Below are 18,999 nucleotides of genomic sequence, written 5' to 3'. Positions count from 1 at the left end.
AATACCAACCTGCATAAATCTTTGATCAATTTAACGAATTAAATTGCACTATAACGTCGTTAAAAATTTTTTATTTAGAACAACTAGATACAAAAATTTTTGCCTAGTTCTAGCGTAATTTTCTCAACGTTAAATAGACCCCGTATATAAGCAGATTGGTATAATTATTATTGTGTATTCAAAGGCGCTACCAATTAGGCAAAAAAAACCGCCAAAATGGCGGTTAAAAGGTCTACACAACACAACAAAATATAACTATTTTTTCGTTATTTTAATAACGCCAACACATCAAAGCAGGCACCCATAGTGTGGTAATCAGTTTTACCAATAGGGCTTTTTTCGGTATCCATTTTTTTGTTATCTACGGTTAAAATTCTAAACCACGCACCGTATTTATGATCAACTAAATGCAGCCACGAATACTGCCAAATTTTGTCGTACCATTGCTGGTATTTTTCATCACCTGTTGCTTGATAAAGATAGGCAGCACAACACAGAGTTTCGGCTTGAACCCAAAAGTATTTATCGTCATCGCAAATAGTTTTATCTGGGGCAAAACCGTAGCAAATACCGCCGTGTTTTTTATCCCATGCTACATCTATTGAGTTATCAAATAATGCTTGAGCGCGCTCGATAAGCCATTTTTGTGGTTTATGTTTATTTAAAAACATAAGCAGTTTTGACCACTCTGTTTGATGACCAGGCTGAAAGCCCCACGGACGAAATAAATTTTTAGGATCGTCTTTGTTGTACTCTAAATCGACCTGCCAATTTATATCGTAATGCTCCCAGATTAATCCGCCCATTAAATTAGCTTGGCGATTAATCATGTTGTCGGCAAGAGTAAGCGCACGGTTTAAAAATATCTCGTCTTTTGTGGCTTCATAAGCCGCAATAAGTGCTTCGCAAGTGTGCATGTTGGCGTTTTGGCCACGGTATGAATCGCACTTTGTGAAGTCGCTGTTGTGCTGATCTTTATATAATCCGGCTTTTGCATCCCAAAAATGTGTTTCCATTGTTTGAAATGTATCGTTGAGGTATTCACGCGCCTCTGTAACGCCCACACGGTATGCCCAGCTGTACGCTAAAATAACAAACGCAAAACCATAACAATGGTTAGTGTTATCAAGCACGGTAGCTTGGCCGTTTTCAACTTTTAATAACCAGTTGTAGCCGCCAGTTTGCTCAACAAGGTGATGCTTACGAATAAACTCAATCCCCGACTTAACACGATTAAGATACTTTTCGTCATTAAAGGTTTGATACGCGCGTGCATAGTTAAATACAAAACGAGTAGAGCTTACTAAATGGCGCGTTTGTTTATCAAACACCTCACCATTATCAGAAAAGTTTTGGTAAAAACCACCGTGTTCGTCGTCAATATTTGGCTCGTAAAACGCTAACGTGTCGCTAATGTGCTGCGTTAAAAACTCATGGCTTTTAAAGTTATCAGGTGTGCTTTTCATAGTGCGCTCCTAAAATCATTTAGAGATTTTTCATTAGGTAGGGAGTTAAATGCCCCTTTGTAAGATGCGGCGTGGGCACCACATAACGAAGCAAATTCAAAAATAGTATTTAGCTTTGAATTATTTTCACAAAGCGTACTAAAGCTCACAGGTGTAAGTGCTTGTAAGCCTAGTTGATATAATAGGCCACCTACAAAGGCATCGCCGGCGGCAGTAGCATCAACCATAGTTACTTTTTTAGGGATAAGCATTTGTTTGCCGTGTTTAGTAAACCAATACATTGGGTTACTTGCATCAGTAACTACAAATAGCTCACAGCCGTTACTCAGTGTTTGGGCAATAAATTCATCACTCGATTGCTCACCCGCAAGGTATTCAAGCTCTTCTTTTGAGGCTTTAATAATTGAGCAGTCTTTTAATAATGGTAAAATATGTTCGCGAGGGTTGGCATTGCTTGGCCACAAATTAAGGCGCAAGTTAATATCAAAGCTCACAATTGAGTTATTTTGTTTTGCAAATTTAATACCGTAAGCGGTGGTGTTTCTGATGTTTTCGTCGGTTAACGTGTTTGAGCAAATATGAAAAATATCGCATTGCTCAAACCATTCGCTACTAAAGTCATTATTACTAAAGTGCAGATCGGCGGTGTTATCACGATAAAACTCAAACGTACGATCGCCGTCGTTATCAAGTGACACAAATGCAAGGGCGGTTTTGGCTTGGTTGGTAAAACGCATAAAATCGGTTTTTACACCTTGCTCTTTTAATGCGTTATGTAAAAAATCGCCAAAGCTATCAGTGCTTAGCATTCCTGCAAAGTAGGCATTACCGCCTAGCTTTGCAATGGCTACGCTTACGTTTGCAGGCGCACCGCCTGCAAACTTTGTAAACGCTTCGTGTTCGTTGTTGTTTTGGCTCAATTTATTTGAAAGTAAATCAACCAGTACTTCACCAAAGCATATTGTGTGTTTCATGATGTTGCCTTAGTTGTTAGTCAAGTAGCCAATGTAATGCTATTGCAGCTGTCCACGAGAAATCTTTACCACCACAGCCTGCGCCTGTTTCTGGGTTAAAGTATTCGTAGTAGCCTGACTTAACAACGAGGTTGCGTGTATCATCTTGAATTTTTTCAGCAGTTGTTACAAAACCAGCTTCTTTAAGGCCTGTGGCTATCATCCAGTTAATGTGTAACCAAATAGGGCCGCGCCAGTAGCGTTGTGGCTCGTATTTTTCTTCTTTAGGGTGGGTAGAAGCCACACTAAATTGGCTCGACTCAATAAAATCTTCAGTGGCTGTATTAATTATTTTAGTTTGCTCATCGCTTGTTAAACCTGCATATACAGTTAATAGCGCAGCTGATGTTTTAACTTTCGCTAAGCTGTTAGTTAATACATCACGACAATAAAAATACTGACTTTGCTCACACCATAAAGTGTTTATGGCTTGCTCTGTTTTTTGTAATCGCTGTGCTAAGTAATCAGTGCGGGCATCGTTTAAACCAAGTTGTTCACCCATTTTGAGTAAATCTTTGGTTGCACGGTGTAAAATAGCAATAATACCTAGGTCATTCATTTTGTACGGGCTGGTTTCGTAAATTACTTTACTGTCAAAGTTGTTACGTTTAAAAAAGTCTACAAGGTATAAAAAGCGGTCGTATTCACTTTTATGTGGACGTTGAGAAGAGTCTACATGGCTTGTATCACGGCGCGTATATTCCCAATCCACACATGGCACAGCTTGAAGAGCGTCATCCCACGATGGACTGTTATCCATGCCCGACTCCCACGGGTGGTAGGTTACAACTAAACCTGTTTTTTCAGGATCTCGGTCGTTGTACCACCATAAATGATAGTCAACTACTTGTGAAAATAACGCTTTAACTTTCTGTTCTGCAAGTGTTTTGTCTTTCGCACTGGCAAGCATCTCCTTCATTACAGTAGCAACTACTGGCGGCTGTGAAATAGAGGTACTTTTGATTTTTTTATCCGATCCCCATACGTCAGGACCTGGAAAATAAGTATCTGAATCTTTATGAAACAAGATGTGCGGCACCATGCCGTCATCCCATTGGCCTGAAAATAACACATCAATTTCTTGCCATGCGCGGCTTTCGTCAGACTTCATCCAACCTAGCGCTGTAATGGCTGAGTCCCAGTTCCACTGAAACGGGTATAGGCCATGTGTTGGTACTGTATAGCCACCTAAGTCGTTTGCTATAAGTGTTTTAGTAGCAAGGTCTGCAAGCGATGAAGCCGTTGCTGAGTCAATTTTACCGCTGTTTATAGTAGTCATATTGGGTGCTCTTTGTGTGTTATTTTCGATTTGGATAATATTAAAGCACTCATTATGGGTTGTAAATGTTTTTTTTCTGTGCTTAAATCCTGTTCGAAGTAACAAAAAACTAACATGTTCACTTGATTATTTCGGCTTTGCTTAGCCACACTCTAAGTAAATACACAGACAACTAGCACAATTGGAGAATACCCGTGAATAAAACTACGATCGCCTCTATTGTATCTTTATGCCTCGCACAGGGCGCTTATGCAGCAGAAGAAGCTGCACCAGATACAGCAAAAAAAGCTAACAACGTTGAGCGTATTATCGTCTCTGGTACCAGTAAAGGGCGTGTTATTTCAGACACTCCACAATCAGTAACATCTATTAGCGAAGACGAGCTGGTAAAGCTTTCTTCAAGTAGCCAAGCAGATGTGCTTCGCTATATTCCGGGTATTAAAGTAGAAGGCGGTGGCGGTGAAGTAGCTACAAATCTACAAGTCAGAGGATTACCATCGTCGGGTCAATTCCAGTTTACGCCGCTGTCTTATGATGGTTCACCTAGTTTGAGTGTTTTTGGTTTGAACTCATCGGCGTTTGATGTGTATTACCGTAACGATTTGGGTATTGAACGCGTAGAGTTTGTGCGTGGTGGTGTATCTAATTTATTTGGCCAAGGCTCTGTGGCCGGCATTATTAACTATATTTCTAAAACGGGCAGTGATGATCCGCAAAGTACCGTACAAATGGAGCTTTCTGATCAAGGGCGTACACGCTTAGATTTTGCAACGAGCGGTCCACTTAATGAAGACGGCTTATATTACGCATTTTCTGGTTTTTACCGTTACGACGAGGGCCCGTTAGATACAGGCCTTGAGACTAAAGGTACTCAGTTACGTGGTAATATTCGTAAAGAATTTGATGATGGCTCTGGATCATTTACGGTTTACGGACAGTACATTGACGACCAAGCTCAGTTTTATTTACCTATTCCACTTGATGGCGAAAGCCGTGAGCGCTTAATCGGTAACGATGGTCGTGAAGTAGAATCACTGCAAACAGCGCAAGTATCTAACTTAACGTACGATACAGCAAATGGTCGTTATGAATCGCCAATCAGTGATGGTGTGGTTACTAAAGGTGGTTCTATTTCAGTGGTATTTGAAAAAGAACTCGCTAACGATTTTTCTATTAACATGCGCAGTAAATACGCTAAATACCAACACGAATTTAATTTATTTTTAGATGGCGACGGTATTATTAATGTACCTGAAAGCCAAGACGACTTTTTAGCTAACCGTGGCTTAGGTGATGCAAGCGGCGCTGAGTTTTCTTATGTTAATTCAGGTATCGCACTTGCAAGTGATGACTTACTATTTGCTAACCGCATTTTAGACCGTGACCGCCCAGCTGAAGATTTTTCTGCAGAATTTAATATCATCAAAAGTATTTATGTAGGTGATTTTAGCCATGATATTACAGTCGGTACATTTTTCTCTCACAGTGAAGCCGACGACGATAACGTTATTACGACTTACTTAGGTGAATTTAATAACAACCCTCGCTTAATCGACTTAACGTATACCGATGTTAATGGCGACGAAATTCAGTACACACAAAATGGCATTAGTGGCCCAGGTATTTCTTATACTAACCAAACCATTAGCGCTACCCGCCGAGCACTTTATATAGCGGATCAAATGGAAAGTGACGATTGGATTTTTGACTTTGGTGTTCGCTACGAAGAAATTGAAGGCAAAATTAGCCGCGAAGGCAGCCAAGTTGTACAAATAAATAATGACCCATCACTCGCATCTAACTTACAAGTAAACACAACCGGTAGTGGTGTAATGACCTACGGTGAAGTAGATACTTCAGAGTTTGCTGTATCGGGGGCGGCGTTATATCGCTTAACTGATAATTTAAATGTATATGCCAATGCATCTCGCGGGTTTTTCTTCCCAGAAATTAGAGGTATTCAGTTTAATGACTTAGGCGAACCAGCTAGCTACGAAGCTGAAATTGTAGAGCAGGGCGAACTAGGTGTTAAGTTTTTTGATAACGACTTTAGCGGCAGTGTTGCGTTATTTAGAACTGACTTAAAAGATAGACGCAGCGTAGACTTTGTAAACGATGGTAACGGTGGCGTATTAGAGCTGCCAGTAATGCAGTCAACTAAAGCAACCGGTGTTGAGCTTACAGGTCGTTACGATATTACTGATGAGTGGGCTGTTGATGCCAACATGACCTACACCGATCACGAATTTACTGAATTTGATTCAGACCCTTCTATTATTGGTAACGAGTTACGTCGTAAACCAAAAATACTATTCAATACATCTATAAGCTATACCACAGATGACTGGGATGCTTCTATTTATCATAACTTTACAGGTAAAAACTTTGCTAACGATGCAAACTCTGTAGAACTTGATTCATTCCATTTATTTAGATTTGATGCAGGTTATAACTGGCAAGTTGCACCAGAGCAAACAGTACGCTTAAGCGTTGGGGTATTTAACCTGTTTGATTCTGACGGTGTTACTGAAGGTTCGCCACGTTTAGGCAATAGCCAAACGGCAGATAATCCATACTTTGTAGGTCGCCCGATTCTCCCACGACGCGTTACTTTAAGAGTTAAATACGACTTTTAAATAAATGCTTTATGCCTATTAACTCACTTTTGGGTTAATAGGCTTTTTGCATTGTGATGCATTTTTCAGCTAAGTTAGTTACAGGTTTACCTTTTTGAATACGATTGTTTAGTAAAAAGGTAAAGGCAGGTAGCCGTTTGGTATTTTAATTTTGAAAAGGCGCAGTGTTTTCATATTGTGAATACGCGAATTAATTATGAATATATTAGATTTTTCAATAGTTGCTCTTTATCTTGGTGCCTTATTGGTAATGGGATTTATGCTACGCGAACAAACCAATAAAAATGATTACTTTTTAGGGGGCAAAAGCTTAGGTTGGAAACCATTGGCTTTGTCGGTAATGGCCACTCAGCTTTCGGCTATTAGTTTTATTTCGGCTCCTGCATTTGTTGGTTTGCGTGAAGGTGGCGGTATGCAATGGCTCTCGTATGAGCTGGGTGTTCCGCTGGCGATGATTTTAATTTTAGCAACTATTTTACCCAAGCTTTATAAAAGCGGCATTGTTAGTATTTACGATTATTTAGAGATGCGCTTTGGCCGCTCAACCCGTGTACTTATTAGTGTGGTGTTTCAATTTAGTCGTGCGTTTGCCACCGGCATTATGATTTACGCGGTATCGCTTATTCTACAAGGCACCATGGGAATAGAAGCATGGCAGGCCATTGTATTAACTGGCGTTATAACTGTTTTATATTCACTACAAGGCGGGATGAAAGCGGTAGTATATGGTGATGCGATTCAAATGATCATCATTGTACTGGGGACTATTGCTTGTATAGGGTTTGGGCTTTATCACTTAGGTGGCGTTGACTCGTTTATTAGTAATGTTGACTCGAGCCGATTAGAAGCGATTAAGTTTGATTCATTTGGTTTTAGCGGTGATGGCTTTGGCTTTTTACCGATGATTTTTGGTGGTGTGGTACTTTATGCTTCTTACTATGGGTGTGACCAAACGCAAGCGCAACGTGCTCTCAGCGCAAAAGATCCTAAAAACCTACGCTACATGATTTTAGCAAATGGGGTAGTGCGCTTCCCAATTACCATTTTATATTGTGTGTCGGGTTTAATTGTTGGCACACTGGCTATGACTAACCCTGAATTTTTAGCAAAAATTCCAGCAGATAATCCTGATTGGATGATGCCTATATTTATTCTAGATTACCTACCGCATGGCTTAATTGGTTTATTGGTTGTCGCTATTTTGTCGGCAGCGATGTCGTCACTAAGCTCTGCGATTAATTCACTTTCGGCCGTAAGTATTGAAGATTACAGCCGTATATCTAACAAAGAGCTCGACCAACCATCTTACTTAAAGTTAGCTAAATACTTAGGTTTAGCATGGGGCGCAATTACACTTGTGTTATCACTTTTTGCAGGCGATATTGCACCAACCATTATTGAAGCGATTAACAAGGTAGGTTCGTTATTTTATGGCCCAATACTGGCGGTATTTTTAGTTGCTGTACTAAGTAAACGCAGTGCTGCATTGCATGCCAATATTGGCTTAATTAGCGGTGTATTAATTAACTTGTTGGTGTCGGTATTTGCGCCTGATATTTTCTGGTTTTGGTGGAACTTTATCGGTTTTGTAAGCGCCGCTGTGATTATTTATGTGACGAGTCGTTTAATTCCACGAGAAGTAAACGAAGTAACAAAAGTACAAAATGCCGAGACAGTGTCAAACTCAATTTTAACTGGTAAAGATATCGTTATGCTACTTAGCATGTTTATTGTGATGATATTAATTTGTTTAGCTATTCCTTCAATTTTTTCGTGAGCTGTGACTAATGGATTCTAAAAAATCGTTTTTAATTGATTTATTTACCGCTGCGGTAAATGCCTGTAAACCCAGTGCTTGCATGAGTAAGTATTTAGAAAATATAGATGCAAGCAAAGGGTTGTGTGTAGTGGGAGCGGGTAAAGCCGCCGCCGAAATGGCCGCTGAAGTTAATCGCTTTTATGGTGAAAGATGCTTTGGCGCAGTGGTAACGCGTTATGGATACGAAAGTAGTAGCGATACTGGGCGAATTAAAGTGCTTAGTGCAAACCACCCAACACCAGATGATAACAGTTTAGCTGCAGGTAAAGAGTTATTGGATCTTGTAAAAAACAATCCGGCTGATATTCCTATTTTGTTTATTATCTCGGGTGGCGGTTCGTCGTTGATGTGCCTACCTGTTGATGATGTACCTTTTTCACAAAAGCAAAAGCTTAACCAATTTTTACTGAGAAGTGGTGCAAGCGTTGATGAAATAAATGTAGTGCGTAAGCAGTTGTCACTTGTTAAAGGCGGCAAGTTAGCGCAGGCCGCTAAGTCGGATTACGTTACGCTCATTATTTCAGATGTAGTAGGGGATAAACCAAGTGATATAGCATCAGGTCCGACTATTAGCGATGGCAGTACTAAAGCCGATGCACTGGCTATTTTACAAAAGTACAATTGGCCGGTAATTAAAGAGGTTCAAGCGCATTTATTAAAACCTGAGCAAGAAAGAGCTGCCGATACCACAGGTGAGTACTTTATTGTTGCAAATGCGCAGCATGCTATTGATAGCGCTATAAGTGTTGCACAGCATCAAGGCTGGGAAACCCTGGTGCTAGGATATGATATTCAAGGCGAGGCTAAAGAAGTAGCAAAGCAACATGCGGCTATCGCACTTGAGCAAAAAGCCCAAGGCAAGCGCGTTATGTTGTTCTCTGGTGGAGAGCTTACCGTAACTGTTGCTGATGTTTATGGCGATGGTGGGCCCAATCAAGAATACTTAATGGCGTTGGCTGAGGCACTTAATGGCGAAGCGGGTATTTACGCACTTGCTTGTGATACCGATGGTGTAGATGGTAGTAAAGATGTAGCGGGTGCTTACATAAATAGCAGTACGATTGCTCGCGCACAAGATGCTGGCGAAAACTTACACGCACAGTTAGAAGGTCATAATAGCCATCAGTTTTTTAAAGCCATTGATGATTTAATTATTACTGGGCCAACTAACACAAATGTGAATGATTTTAGAGTGATAGTGATTGAATAGGCGCAGTTTGCCTACTTGTTCTTTATAATGGTTTCACGTAATCTTGTGCTCCAATTTTGTTAGGGTTAATACCTATGTTTTCGTTAAACAACAGTAACTTATTACGCTCTGGTTTTGAGCTTGGAAAAGGCGAAAAGCTATTTCAAGATATTGAGCGCGATATTATAAAAGTGGTGTTTTGGGAGAAGTGCGTAACACAGAGTCATATTGTGAGCGCAACTCGTATTCCACAACAAACTGTGTCGCGTTTACTTAAGTCGTTAACCCAGCACGGCGTAATAGTGCAAAGCGATACGCTAATTCCAAATAAAAAAGGTAAGCCAGGGTTTGGCATTGCCCTTAACCCCGATTACGGATTTACCTTTGGCTTAGCTATTTTGCTTGATGCTATTTCGATTGCCGTAATGGATTTTACCGGCAAGGTGGTTTACACCCATATGCAGCTAATGTCGGATATGAGCATTAATAATGTACTTAAATGTGCACAAAAGCTGGTGGAAGATATAAGTGCTGAGCGCGACATCCCAAGTGAAAAAGTACTAGGAATGGGCGTGGGTATCTCTGGCTTTTTTAGCTCAATGGATGGGAAAATGAATACCCATCATATGCTGGAAGAGTGGTCGCAGGTTGATATTATCGATATTGTGTCGCAGTATTTTCAGCTTCCTACTTGGGTTGTTAACGATGCAACAGGCGCAGCTGCAGGTGAGGGCGTTGCTGGTATTGGTCGTGAGTACAAAAACTTTGTTTATATGTTTGTATCGGCCGCATTTGGTGGCGGTATTGTAAATAATGGCGATGTACTGCGTGGTACTTACGGAAACGCAGGTGAGCTTGGCGACATGCTACCGCCTAAATTGTATGCGCACCCTAATCTTGAATTACTAAAACGTATTTTGAAAAAAAATGGCGTAGCCGTTACTTCTATTTACGATCTGCACGACAACTTTGACCCCGATTGGCCAGGCGTTGAAGAGTGGCTGTTTAAAGTTCAAGACTCATTTGATTTAGTGGCAACTTGTTGCTCTGCATTATTAGATGCTGAAGCGATTATTATTGGTGGCCATATTCCAAAAGAATTGGCTGAAAAGGTTATTGCACGTACTGAGGTTTATGCACAATTTAGACGTGGCGCCAAGCGGCCAATGCCTAAGTTGGTGGTATCTAATATTAATAATTTTCCGGTATCAATTGGCGCAGCTACTTTGCCATTTAGAGAGCTGTGTTTGTAATTGTTTATATTGAATTGAGGAAAGTTTAAAAATAAAAAGCCGATATTAAAAATATCGGCTTTTTATTTTTACATGTTTAAGCTTTTAAAAATGCATCTTGTAGTGGTGGTACTACTTGCTTTTTACGGCTCAGTACACCCTCTAACCATACTTTATCATTTTCTGGTTTTACACCGTAAGCCTGCTCAACTAAGTTTGCATCGTCAGATACAATTAGCATTTCTGAGCCTTCTTTCATTATATCGGTAAGCAGTAAAAATACAGAGTGGCGATTACCCTCAACTTTTAGCTTAGCAATATCGGCTGCAAGGTCTGCTTTAATATCGTCAAAAACAGCAAGGTCGATTACTTCTAGTTGGCCAATGCCTACTAGGTTACCGTTCATGTTGAAATCTTTAAAGTCACGCATTACTAAATCACGTGCTGGTGTGTCTTCTACCGCAGATTTAACGCGGAACATATCCATACCCAATTCTTTAAAGTCTTCGATGCCTGCAATTTCAGCTAGCGCTTCAACACATTTAATATCGGCAGTGGTACATGTTGGTGATTTAAATATGACAGTGTCGCTTAAAATTGCACACATCATAATACCCGCGATGTCTTTAGGGATTTCTACGCTGTAGAAGTCGTACATCATTTTAATAATGGTATTTGAACAACCAACAGGGCGAATCCAGCATTCAAGCGGAGTAGATGATGTTAGGTCACCTAATTTGTGGTGATCTACCACGCCAACAACGCGAGCTTGGTCGATATCGTCTGGTGCTTGTGTTTTTTCTGTGTGATCTACAATATACACATCTTCACCCGCGTAGCTTAATTTAAGCTCTGGTGCTTCGAAGCCAAATTTATCAAGGATAAATTGAGTTTCAGGTGATATTTCACCAAGACGAGTTGGGATTGCAGGCTCATCGATTTGGTTTTTTAAATAAGCCAGTGCAATTGCACCACAAATAGAATCTGAATCTGGGATTTTATGGCCCACTACATACATAGACATTGACGGAACTCCTTTAAATTTGCCGATATTCTAACAAAGTCTGCGGCCTTTAACATATAGACAGCGCAATTAAGTTTTAGTTACACTTTAAAATCTTGAATTTACTAGGTGTATTAATATGCGACTGGGCCGTAAAGGTTGGAACAACGTTATAATATTTTCGATGTTGATTATGATCTTCTTTTTAAATGGCTGGCATAAGCAACTTTTAGGAGGGGAGGATAAACCAACATTACAAGCCGTACTCCCCCAGCAAAGTTTTGTACTGACACTGCAATTTGTTGATCAAAAAATTGAGCGAATAGGAACAAGCTGGCGTACAACCCCACTACAAAAAGACATACCGCTTGTGTGGCAAGCATCTGAGCAGCAACTTAGTGATTTAATTAACCAATGGCAAAGCGCGCAGTTAATGGGTGTTAACGAATCTGTTGTTTTTAATCCTAATGCGCCTTTATATGTTGCTACATTTGAGTTGGCTGGCGAGAGTTTACCTTGGGTTTATTTGCTTTATAAAGGCGATGGGCAATATTACTTACTCGAAAAGAGTAGCCAACGAATACTCGCACTCGATTTAAAAACTGCACAGCAGTTATTTCCTAGTTTTGATTTTTCACAAAGTGAGTCGAATTAATGCCTGAATTACCAGAGGTAGAAGTGAGCCGAATGGGCATCACTCCCCACGTACAAAACCAAGTTGTCACAAAGGTAAATATTTACAATGCCAGTATGCGCTGGCCAGTGCCTGATGACGTGTATCAGCTTGAAGGGCTAATTGTTACTAGTATTGAACGACGAGCTAAATATTTACTTTTACACTGTGAGCTTGGAAGCACTATTTTACATTTGGGTATGTCAGGTAATTTACGTGTCGTAGATAAAAGTGAGCCGCTTAAAAAGCATGACCATGTAGAGTTTATTTTTGGCAACGGTAAAGCACTGCGCTTAAACGATCCTCGTCGCTTTGGTTGCTGCTTATGGCAAGAGCCAGGTGAAGTGCATAAGCTACTCTCTAAGCTTGGTCCTGAGCCGCTTACTGATGATTTTTTTGCTAAACGTGTGTATGAGCAATCGCGCAATAAAAAAGTACCCGTAAAGCAGTTTATTATGGATAACGCAGTGGTTGTTGGTGTTGGTAATATTTACGCGAATGAATCGTTATTTAAAGCGGGTATACATCCAAAGCGAGAAGCGGGAAAAGTATCGCTCAAACGTTATCAAGCACTTATCCCTATTATAAAAGACACGCTTGCTGCGGCTATAATACAAGGTGGTACAACGCTTAAAGACTTTGCACAAAGTGATGGTAAACCAGGGTATTTTGCTCAAGAGTTATTGGTATATGGGCGTAAAGGTAAGCCATGTATGACGTGCGAAAACGAATTAGAAGAAATTAGATTAGGGCAGCGCAGTACTATTTTTTGCTCAAATTGCCAAAAGTAGTTATTTTGGTTTTATCTGTTTTTAAAACTTTACCAAACATTCATATCTATTCTAAGAAGATAAACTTATTACCATGCGCAGGGTGGTCGGGTACTTAAATAGTTTGTTGTCAGTTTTACTAAATATTTGTAGAGAAGCTTCAACATTAAAATGTAGAGGAGCTAATTGCAATAACTTACCTGCAGTTGTGAATTCAATTCTAATTTTATTTATGTTTATGCTCGGTTATGCTGGTTCTAGGTTATTAGTGTAAATGTTTAATATTATAAAAATATTCAGAAAGTGGTACGAGATTATTGTATTATTGGGACGTTATTTTCGAGTTTTAGGGTTTAAAATGAAAAAAATTGGTTATACCACAGGTGTTTTTGATCTATTCCATATTGGTCACCTTAACGTGCTTAAGCGTGCAAAATTAGAATGCGATTATCTTATTGTAGGGGTAACTAGTGATGAGTTATCTATGTCTGGTAAAAATAAAAAACCGGTAATACCTTTTCAAGAAAGGTTGGAAATAGTTGAAGCTATTAAATTTGTGGATGAAGTGGTTCCTCAAGTTAATTATGACAAACTAGAGGCATGGAATAATTTAAGATTTGACAAAATGTTTGTTGGAGATGACTGGAAAGGTACTGACAAGTGGAACGCAATAGAGGACGATTTTGAAAAAAGAGGCGTTGAAATAATGTATTTTCCTTACACTACTCACACCTCGAGCACTATATTGCGTGATGTACTTAGTAAGATATAACATAAAACTTATTAAAGTCGCGTGTAATGTTTTTTACACGCGATTTTAAAGGTTTAAGACCACCAGTAATATTTTAAGCTTTTTCTAATTTTTAGCTTACGAAGTAAATTTAGCGGTTTTCTTTTTAAGTGAGCAGTCCCAGAATAAATTAAATTGTTGATAGCTCCAAGTACTCTCATGCTCGACTTGCCATCTCTGTATGGATGAACACTGTCGCAGTATTGCTTTACTTTTTTTAGTGTATGCTCATCTTTTTGAAACGCACTGATTAAAGTACTTTCTAAATCGGCTTCATTACTGAAATTAATCATCCAATTTTTGGGTTTACGATTGTTAAATGCAACGACGACTTTTTCTTGTAACGCAAATTCAGTGATAATAGATGATGTGTCCGATAAAATAATATCAGTTGCTTGAAGTATCGGAATTACATCGCCCGTGGTAATAAATGTAAGGTTTTCACAGGCAAGTGATTTATACATTTCAATTTCTTCGTTTGTCGCTTTTGGGTGAAGTTTTACTATCCACTGCCATTTTTGTTTTTCGAGTAGCTCTTTAATATAAGGGTAAAGTTTATAGGTGCTTGTTAGCTTTGGCGAGAAAGTGGGCGCGTATAATATAGTGGGCTTATCTGATTGGTATAATGCTATATCTTTGTGCTGAGTAAATAGGGGATCTAATTTCGACCAACCTGTTTCTACTACATCGCAAGTTCCATCATTAATATCATTAAAACCTTGCGTTATATTAGGGCCTTGCGTGCAGTACAAATCAAAAAAACCTCTAATATTAAATTTATTTTTTTTGCCAGAATCAAAGCCATGAAAAACCTGTACTTTGATCCCCGGAAAAAAATGAGGTATTACATTGCCAGGTGCAAGCGTGGCATTAGCGTTATATTCTTTCACTTCTTTTATGCTAAGTAGCTGATGGTCGTCGGGTTGTAAAAAGCTTTCAGCCTCGCTCCCCTCAGGAATAAACCAAGCGACGCTACCCCCTCTTTTTTTTATTTCATGCTCTATGGGTCTTAAAACATTAAAGGAATATGATAAATTTACAAAAAACAAATATTTAAATTCGCTGGTTTTATTTAGAGAAAGCAGATCTTGATTTTGCACAGATTGTTCCTTTGTTAACTTAAAAGTTACTAATTTTTATATATTGAAAGTGAATACAAAATTAAGTGTTCATGCAAATAATTTAATATTCTCCTTTATTTTACTAAAGTTCAAACGGTGCTACACCTACCGCCTTCATTTTATATCCTACTTGGGCTATTTCGCCCGACCACGTTTCTGTACTTATTATTCCTGTTACAACAATTGCGTCGTATAGGCTATCTATTGGTACTCCACCTTTAATTGTTACATGAACTATTTGATTCGGCGGTGGTGGTGGTACGTGTATACAGGCGCCAAAATAAGGGACGAGTAAAAACTCGGTAATGACTTCGCTATCGCCCTCAAGTGGCACAACAAAACCTGGTAAACTCACCGATTGCCCATCAAGTGCTTTTACTACTGGCGCATCTAAATCGGGTTGCACCCAGTTTTGATCGCTACCTTCGTGATTAGCTTGTGCTTGAGTGTCTATTTGCACGTGGTTTTTAGGGGTTAAGTCTTCCCAAAAAATTTCTTTTGGTGGATTAGCATAACTCGCTACGCTTATAAATAATAAGCTAATAGCAGCAATGTACTGAAAAGCTGTTTTAAAAAATGTCATAAAATACCTAAAAATTATGCTTTTATACTCATACCATCGCTGAGTGAATAAAAATAAGCGCGAGTAGCGGGTATTAAGCCAATAATAAAACCGGCTGCCATAATAACGCCGATTAAGCCCAGTTCATAGTAAGAGAGCATTGTGATATTTACGCTTATACCGGCATGGCTTTGTAAGTAACCGCCGGCTGAAAAAATAACTAAGTAATAAAGCGCACTACCTACTAGGCAACCAAGTAAAGTGGTCATTAGTGACTCAATACTTATAAGTGTAAATAAATGCCAAGGGCGAGCGCCTACCGAACGTAATATAGCAAGTTCGCGACGACGCTGACTTAAATTTGCAAGCAATGTCGTTAGCATGCCAAGTAGGCTTACTAACACGACAACTGCTGAGAATAGTAACAGTATTTTTTCTACTATGGCGAGCATTTCCCATAACTCTTTAAGTGTTACGGTTGGCATAATGCCAAGCAGGGCTTCTTGCTTATATTGATTTATATTGCGCCTAATTTGTAGTGTGTATAAAGGCGAATTAAACCCCATTAAAAATGCCGTAATTTGTTTAGGATGACCTGTTAAATCATTATGCTTTTCGTGTTCAGCGTGAACTGGACTTGATCCGCCGTGAATTAAATCGATTGCAGCTAAAGGTATATGCAATGTTTTATCAACAGGCGTGCCTGTTGGATTTAAAATACCGACGATTTTAAATGGGTTATCGTCATGATGATGAAAACTGGTGTTCCCCATACCGTGCGATATAACAATAGAGTCGTTAAGTTTATAACCTAATTTATTTGCAACTTCACTACCTAGCACCACTTCGTTAATTGCAGCAAAAGGGTGGCCTTTGTTAAAGGTTAAATTTTGTTTTTTTGCAAAGAGATAATGGCTAAAATAATCAAGTGTTGTGCCTAGTACTGCTTGGCCTTTATGGCTGTCGCCTAGGCTTATAGGTATACTCCATTTCACGCCTCGCTGACTTGTTATGTATTCATAACTTTTCCAGCTTACGGCGTTATTAGTATGGCCAATTCTAAATACTGACGAAAGCAACAACTGTATGTCGCCGGTACGTGCACCGACAATTAAATCAGTGCCCGAAATGGTATTGCTAAAACTACTTTTAGCATCAACTCGTACACGTTCAATACTTAAAAGTAGCATTACACTAATTGCGATAGTAAATAGTGTAAGCAGTACACTTGCACGACGGTTTAATAAGCTTTTGTAAGCGAGTTTAGCGAGAATCATACTTGTTCCTGCAAGCTTATAAGGTCAATGGAGCGGTCAAATAAAGGCTTTAGTGTTTCATCGTGGCTCACAAATACCAAGGTACTATTAGATAACGTTGCCTGCTCAAACAGTAATTTTATAAAGCTCTCACGGTTATTTGTATCAAGTGCGGAGGTGGGCTCATCAGCAATTATTAATTCAGGACTGCCTATAAATGCGCGAGCTGCAGCAACGCGCTGTTGCTGTCCAATACTCAATGTCGCTACATTTTTATGGTGGTACTGCGCAGTAAGGCCTAAAGCATTTAATAATCGTATGGCTTCTTGTTGTAATGCAGAGTTTTTATTTGATGACTGTTTTAATATTTTTTGTTTGCGGCTTTTTGAAAACTCACACCCAAGCGTTATATTTTCGATAGGTGTTAAATAAGGGAGTAAGTTAAAGTTTTGAAAAATGTAGCCAATGTGATCCGCTCTAAAAACATCACGGGTAGTATTGCTTAGCGTACTGAGGTTTTGATTTAAAATTGATACCTCACCGCTAGTAGCTGTATTGATACCTGCAAGAATCGCTAATAATGTAGATTTACCAGAGCCACTAGGGCCATGTAAAAAAATATGCTCACCTTTTTCAATAACTAGCTCGTTTATGTTGAGCGTGGGTGTGCTATCGCTTTTATGCCACTTAAAAGTAAGGCTTTTTAGACTGATCATTAAATGTATACCTGTATAAATCTGATAAAGATTAAACTCGGGTTAAATACTTACTAATAAATTGAGTTATTGATACTACCAAAGGTGTGCTTTTCATTAGCTAAAGTAGTTAAACACTGATTAGATGGTATTATGGACTAATCGTCACTTAAGCTGCTGTATGATTTAATAAAAGCTGTTCAGCCCACGTAGAAAGTTTACCTTATACTAACTCGCTTATAAATATGCCTTTATTTGTTTTAAGCATCCGATTGAGCTTTGAGGTTGGCTAGATTATTATACAGTCCATATAACCCCATACCATACTTTGCTCAAAGAGCATCCCTAACCCCGGAGATAGCATGACTAGCTATAAAGTTTTAGACGTAAACGATGATTTACCCATTCGCACCAAAGGTGAAGTACACAGCGGTAAAGTTCGTTCAGTTTATTGGTTAACTGATGAAGACAGCGCGCGACTAATTAAAGATAAAGGCTACAAAGTGCCACAGGGTACTGAGTTGGCGATTATGGTTATTTCAGACCGAATCTCTGCATTTGATTGCATTTGGCAAGGTGAAAATGGTTTAAATGGCGTACCAGGTAAAGGTATAGCATTAAACTCGGTTGCAGCCCATTGGTTTAAGTTATTTGATAAAGCGGGTCTTGCGGGTAACCACATTGTTGATATTCCGCATCCATATGTGTGGATTGTACGCAAAGCCAGTACTGTAAAAGTAGAGGCAATTGCTCGCCAGTATATTACAGGTAGCATGTGGCGCGATTACGCTAAAGGTGTACGTAATTTTTGTGGTATTGATTTACCAGAGGGCTTAAAAGCCAATCAAAAACTTGATAACGTTCTAATTACGCCATCAACAAAAGGTATTATTGAAGGCGTTGCTGATATTCCAGCCGTTGATGATGTAAATATTACCCGCGCTAACATTACTAATAATTTAGATGTATTTAACTTTAAATCGGCAGATGATGTAACAAAATACGAAAAGCTGTTAGTTGAAGGTTTTAGATTAATTAGTGATGAACTAGCGAAGCTTGACCAGATTTTTGTAGATACAAAATTTGAGTTTGGTTATGTAGAGGGTTTAAATGGCGCGCAACAGCTTATATATATTGATGAAGTAGGCACGCCTGATTCGTCACGTATTTGGGATGAAGCTGCATACAAAAACGGTAACATTGTTGAAAATTCTAAAGAAGGTTTTCGCCAATTACTTATTAATAATGTGCCAGAGAGCGACGTATTATTAAATAAAGATCGCATGAGTGAGCGTGAGCAATTAGCAAAAGATTATATTTTACCAGAATCAGTAATGCTTGAAGTGTCAAATACCTATGTTGGTATAGCGAGCAAAATTGTGGGTAAAGATATTGTGATCCCTGAAGATCCTCGCCAAGAAGTAATTACTATTTTAGATAACGATTACGGATTAATTGTTAAATAGCAGCACTTAAGTGCTAACAAAACCAGTAA

16 protein-coding genes are annotated in these 18,999 nt (G+C 39.1%); 8 read left to right on the top strand and 8 right to left on the bottom strand.

Annotation, left to right across the window (positions count from 1 at the left end):
- Nucleotides 1–266 precede the first annotated feature (266 nt).
- The 3 genes from PX700_RS03650 to PX700_RS03640 are packed head-to-tail and all read right to left on the bottom strand — an operon-like array spanning nucleotide 267 to nucleotide 3,758.
- Nucleotides 267–1,466, bottom strand: a complete 1,200-nt coding sequence (locus tag PX700_RS03650; RefSeq protein WP_479519888.1) for an AGE family epimerase/isomerase — start codon at nucleotides 1,464–1,466, stop codon at nucleotides 267–269.
- Nucleotides 1,463–2,440, bottom strand: coding sequence for a carbohydrate kinase family protein (locus tag PX700_RS03645; protein ID WP_479519887.1), 978 nt, complete (start codon nucleotides 2,438–2,440; stop codon nucleotides 1,463–1,465). Before PX700_RS03645 ends, PX700_RS03650 begins: the two co-directional genes overlap by 4 nt.
- A 16-nt stretch (nucleotides 2,441–2,456) precedes the next feature.
- A complete protein-coding gene (locus tag PX700_RS03640) occupies nucleotides 2,457–3,758 on the bottom strand; it encodes an MGH1-like glycoside hydrolase domain-containing protein (protein WP_479519886.1) in 1,302 nt (433 codons plus the stop codon).
- Between the two features lie 194 nt (nucleotides 3,759–3,952).
- Here PX700_RS03640 and PX700_RS03635 point away from each other — a divergent pair, with 194 nt between their 5' ends.
- From PX700_RS03635 to PX700_RS03620, 4 genes are all read left to right on the top strand, one after another.
- Nucleotides 3,953–6,394, top strand: a complete 2,442-nt coding sequence (locus tag PX700_RS03635) for a TonB-dependent receptor (RefSeq protein WP_479519885.1) — start codon at nucleotides 3,953–3,955, stop codon at nucleotides 6,392–6,394.
- 196 nt (nucleotides 6,395–6,590) lie between these two features.
- Nucleotides 6,591–8,171 carry a sodium:solute symporter family protein gene (locus PX700_RS03630; RefSeq protein ID WP_479519884.1) on the top strand — a complete coding sequence of 527 codons (1,581 nt, stop codon included), beginning with the start codon at nucleotides 6,591–6,593 and terminating at the stop codon, nucleotides 8,169–8,171.
- Between the two features lie 10 nt (nucleotides 8,172–8,181).
- On the top strand, nucleotides 8,182–9,423 hold the full coding sequence (locus tag PX700_RS03625; protein ID WP_479519883.1) for a glycerate kinase type-2 family protein: 1,242 nt from the start codon (nucleotides 8,182–8,184) through the stop codon (nucleotides 9,421–9,423).
- A 74-nt stretch (nucleotides 9,424–9,497) separates the two neighbouring features.
- On the top strand, nucleotides 9,498–10,655 hold the full coding sequence (locus PX700_RS03620) for an ROK family transcriptional regulator (protein ID WP_415637486.1): 1,158 nt from the start codon (nucleotides 9,498–9,500) through the stop codon (nucleotides 10,653–10,655).
- A 76-nt stretch (nucleotides 10,656–10,731) separates the two neighbouring features.
- Here PX700_RS03620 and PX700_RS03615 read toward each other — a convergent pair whose 3' ends face one another.
- Complete coding sequence (locus tag PX700_RS03615; RefSeq protein ID WP_415637487.1) at nucleotides 10,732–11,658, bottom strand: manganese-dependent inorganic pyrophosphatase; 927 nt, start codon at nucleotides 11,656–11,658, stop codon at nucleotides 10,732–10,734.
- A gap of 118 nt (nucleotides 11,659–11,776) precedes the next feature.
- Between PX700_RS03615 and PX700_RS03610 the strand changes: the two genes are divergently transcribed.
- The 3 genes from PX700_RS03610 (at nucleotide 11,777) to PX700_RS03600 (ending at nucleotide 13,852) form a co-directional block, all read left to right on the top strand.
- The gene (locus PX700_RS03610) at nucleotides 11,777–12,292 is read left to right on the top strand and encodes a hypothetical protein (RefSeq protein ID WP_007581940.1); all 516 of its coding nucleotides are present in this window, start codon (nucleotides 11,777–11,779) and stop codon (nucleotides 12,290–12,292) included.
- On the top strand, nucleotides 12,292–13,101 hold the full coding sequence (gene mutM, locus PX700_RS03605) for a bifunctional DNA-formamidopyrimidine glycosylase/DNA-(apurinic or apyrimidinic site) lyase (RefSeq protein WP_121954795.1): 810 nt from the start codon (nucleotides 12,292–12,294) through the stop codon (nucleotides 13,099–13,101). The genes PX700_RS03610 and mutM overlap by 1 nt, the downstream gene beginning before the upstream one ends.
- A gap of 337 nt (nucleotides 13,102–13,438) precedes the next feature.
- The gene (locus PX700_RS03600; RefSeq protein ID WP_415637490.1) at nucleotides 13,439–13,852 is read left to right on the top strand and encodes an FAD synthase family protein; all 414 of its coding nucleotides are present in this window, start codon (nucleotides 13,439–13,441) and stop codon (nucleotides 13,850–13,852) included.
- 53 nt (nucleotides 13,853–13,905) lie between these two features.
- Here PX700_RS03600 and PX700_RS03595 read toward each other — a convergent pair whose 3' ends face one another.
- The 4 genes from PX700_RS03595 to PX700_RS03580 form a co-directional block, all read right to left on the bottom strand.
- Complete coding sequence (locus PX700_RS03595) at nucleotides 13,906–14,970, bottom strand: CDP-glycerol glycerophosphotransferase family protein (RefSeq protein WP_415637491.1); 1,065 nt, start codon at nucleotides 14,968–14,970, stop codon at nucleotides 13,906–13,908.
- Between the two features lie 103 nt (nucleotides 14,971–15,073).
- The gene (locus tag PX700_RS03590) at nucleotides 15,074–15,574 is read right to left on the bottom strand and encodes a DUF3299 domain-containing protein (RefSeq protein ID WP_479519882.1); all 501 of its coding nucleotides are present in this window, start codon (nucleotides 15,572–15,574) and stop codon (nucleotides 15,074–15,076) included.
- 14 nt (nucleotides 15,575–15,588) lie between these two features.
- Nucleotides 15,589–16,830: an ABC transporter permease gene (locus PX700_RS03585; RefSeq protein ID WP_479519881.1), complete on the bottom strand. Its 1,242-nt coding sequence runs from the start codon at nucleotides 16,828–16,830 to the stop codon at nucleotides 15,589–15,591.
- Nucleotides 16,827–17,525, bottom strand: coding sequence for an ABC transporter ATP-binding protein (locus PX700_RS03580; protein WP_479519880.1), 699 nt, complete (start codon nucleotides 17,523–17,525; stop codon nucleotides 16,827–16,829). Before PX700_RS03580 ends, PX700_RS03585 begins: the two co-directional genes overlap by 4 nt.
- A 341-nt stretch (nucleotides 17,526–17,866) precedes the next feature.
- Here PX700_RS03580 and PX700_RS03575 point away from each other — a divergent pair, with 341 nt between their 5' ends.
- Nucleotides 17,867–18,970, top strand: a complete 1,104-nt coding sequence (locus PX700_RS03575; protein ID WP_479519879.1) for a phosphoribosylaminoimidazolesuccinocarboxamide synthase — start codon at nucleotides 17,867–17,869, stop codon at nucleotides 18,968–18,970.
- The last annotated feature ends 29 nt before the right edge of the window (nucleotides 18,971–18,999 follow it).

It is taken from the genome of Pseudoalteromonas sp. TP27 (genome assembly GCF_056470645.1).
Note: the sequence above shows the minus strand (reverse complement) of the source record. Positions and strands in the feature narration are given on the sequence as shown.

What these genes read in the sequence shown, in the direction of transcription:
- PX700_RS03650 (WP_479519888.1), bottom strand. Translation starts at nt 1,466, where the DNA reads ATGAAAAGCACACCTGATAACTTTAAAAGCCATGAGTTTTTAACGCAG.
- PX700_RS03645 (WP_479519887.1), bottom strand. Translation starts at nt 2,440, where the DNA reads ATGAAACACACAATATGCTTTGGTGAAGTACTGGTTGATTTACTTTCA.
- PX700_RS03640 (WP_479519886.1), bottom strand. Translation starts at nt 3,758, where the DNA reads ATGACTACTATAAACAGCGGTAAAATTGACTCAGCAACGGCTTCATCG.
- PX700_RS03630 (WP_479519884.1), top strand. Translation starts at nt 6,591, where the DNA reads ATGAATATATTAGATTTTTCAATAGTTGCTCTTTATCTTGGTGCCTTA.
- PX700_RS03625 (WP_479519883.1), top strand. Translation starts at nt 8,182, where the DNA reads ATGGATTCTAAAAAATCGTTTTTAATTGATTTATTTACCGCTGCGGTA.
- PX700_RS03620 (WP_415637486.1), top strand. Translation starts at nt 9,498, where the DNA reads ATGTTTTCGTTAAACAACAGTAACTTATTACGCTCTGGTTTTGAGCTT.
- PX700_RS03615 (WP_415637487.1), bottom strand. Translation starts at nt 11,658, where the DNA reads ATGTCTATGTATGTAGTGGGCCATAAAATCCCAGATTCAGATTCTATT.
- PX700_RS03610 (WP_007581940.1), top strand. Translation starts at nt 11,777, where the DNA reads ATGCGACTGGGCCGTAAAGGTTGGAACAACGTTATAATATTTTCGATG.
- mutM (WP_121954795.1), top strand. Translation starts at nt 12,292, where the DNA reads ATGCCTGAATTACCAGAGGTAGAAGTGAGCCGAATGGGCATCACTCCC.
- PX700_RS03600 (WP_415637490.1), top strand. Translation starts at nt 13,439, where the DNA reads ATGAAAAAAATTGGTTATACCACAGGTGTTTTTGATCTATTCCATATT.
- PX700_RS03590 (WP_479519882.1), bottom strand. Translation starts at nt 15,574, where the DNA reads ATGACATTTTTTAAAACAGCTTTTCAGTACATTGCTGCTATTAGCTTA.
- PX700_RS03585 (WP_479519881.1), bottom strand. Translation starts at nt 16,830, where the DNA reads ATGATTCTCGCTAAACTCGCTTACAAAAGCTTATTAAACCGTCGTGCA.
- PX700_RS03580 (WP_479519880.1), bottom strand. Translation starts at nt 17,525, where the DNA reads ATGATCAGTCTAAAAAGCCTTACTTTTAAGTGGCATAAAAGCGATAGC.
- PX700_RS03575 (WP_479519879.1), top strand. Translation starts at nt 17,867, where the DNA reads ATGACTAGCTATAAAGTTTTAGACGTAAACGATGATTTACCCATTCGC.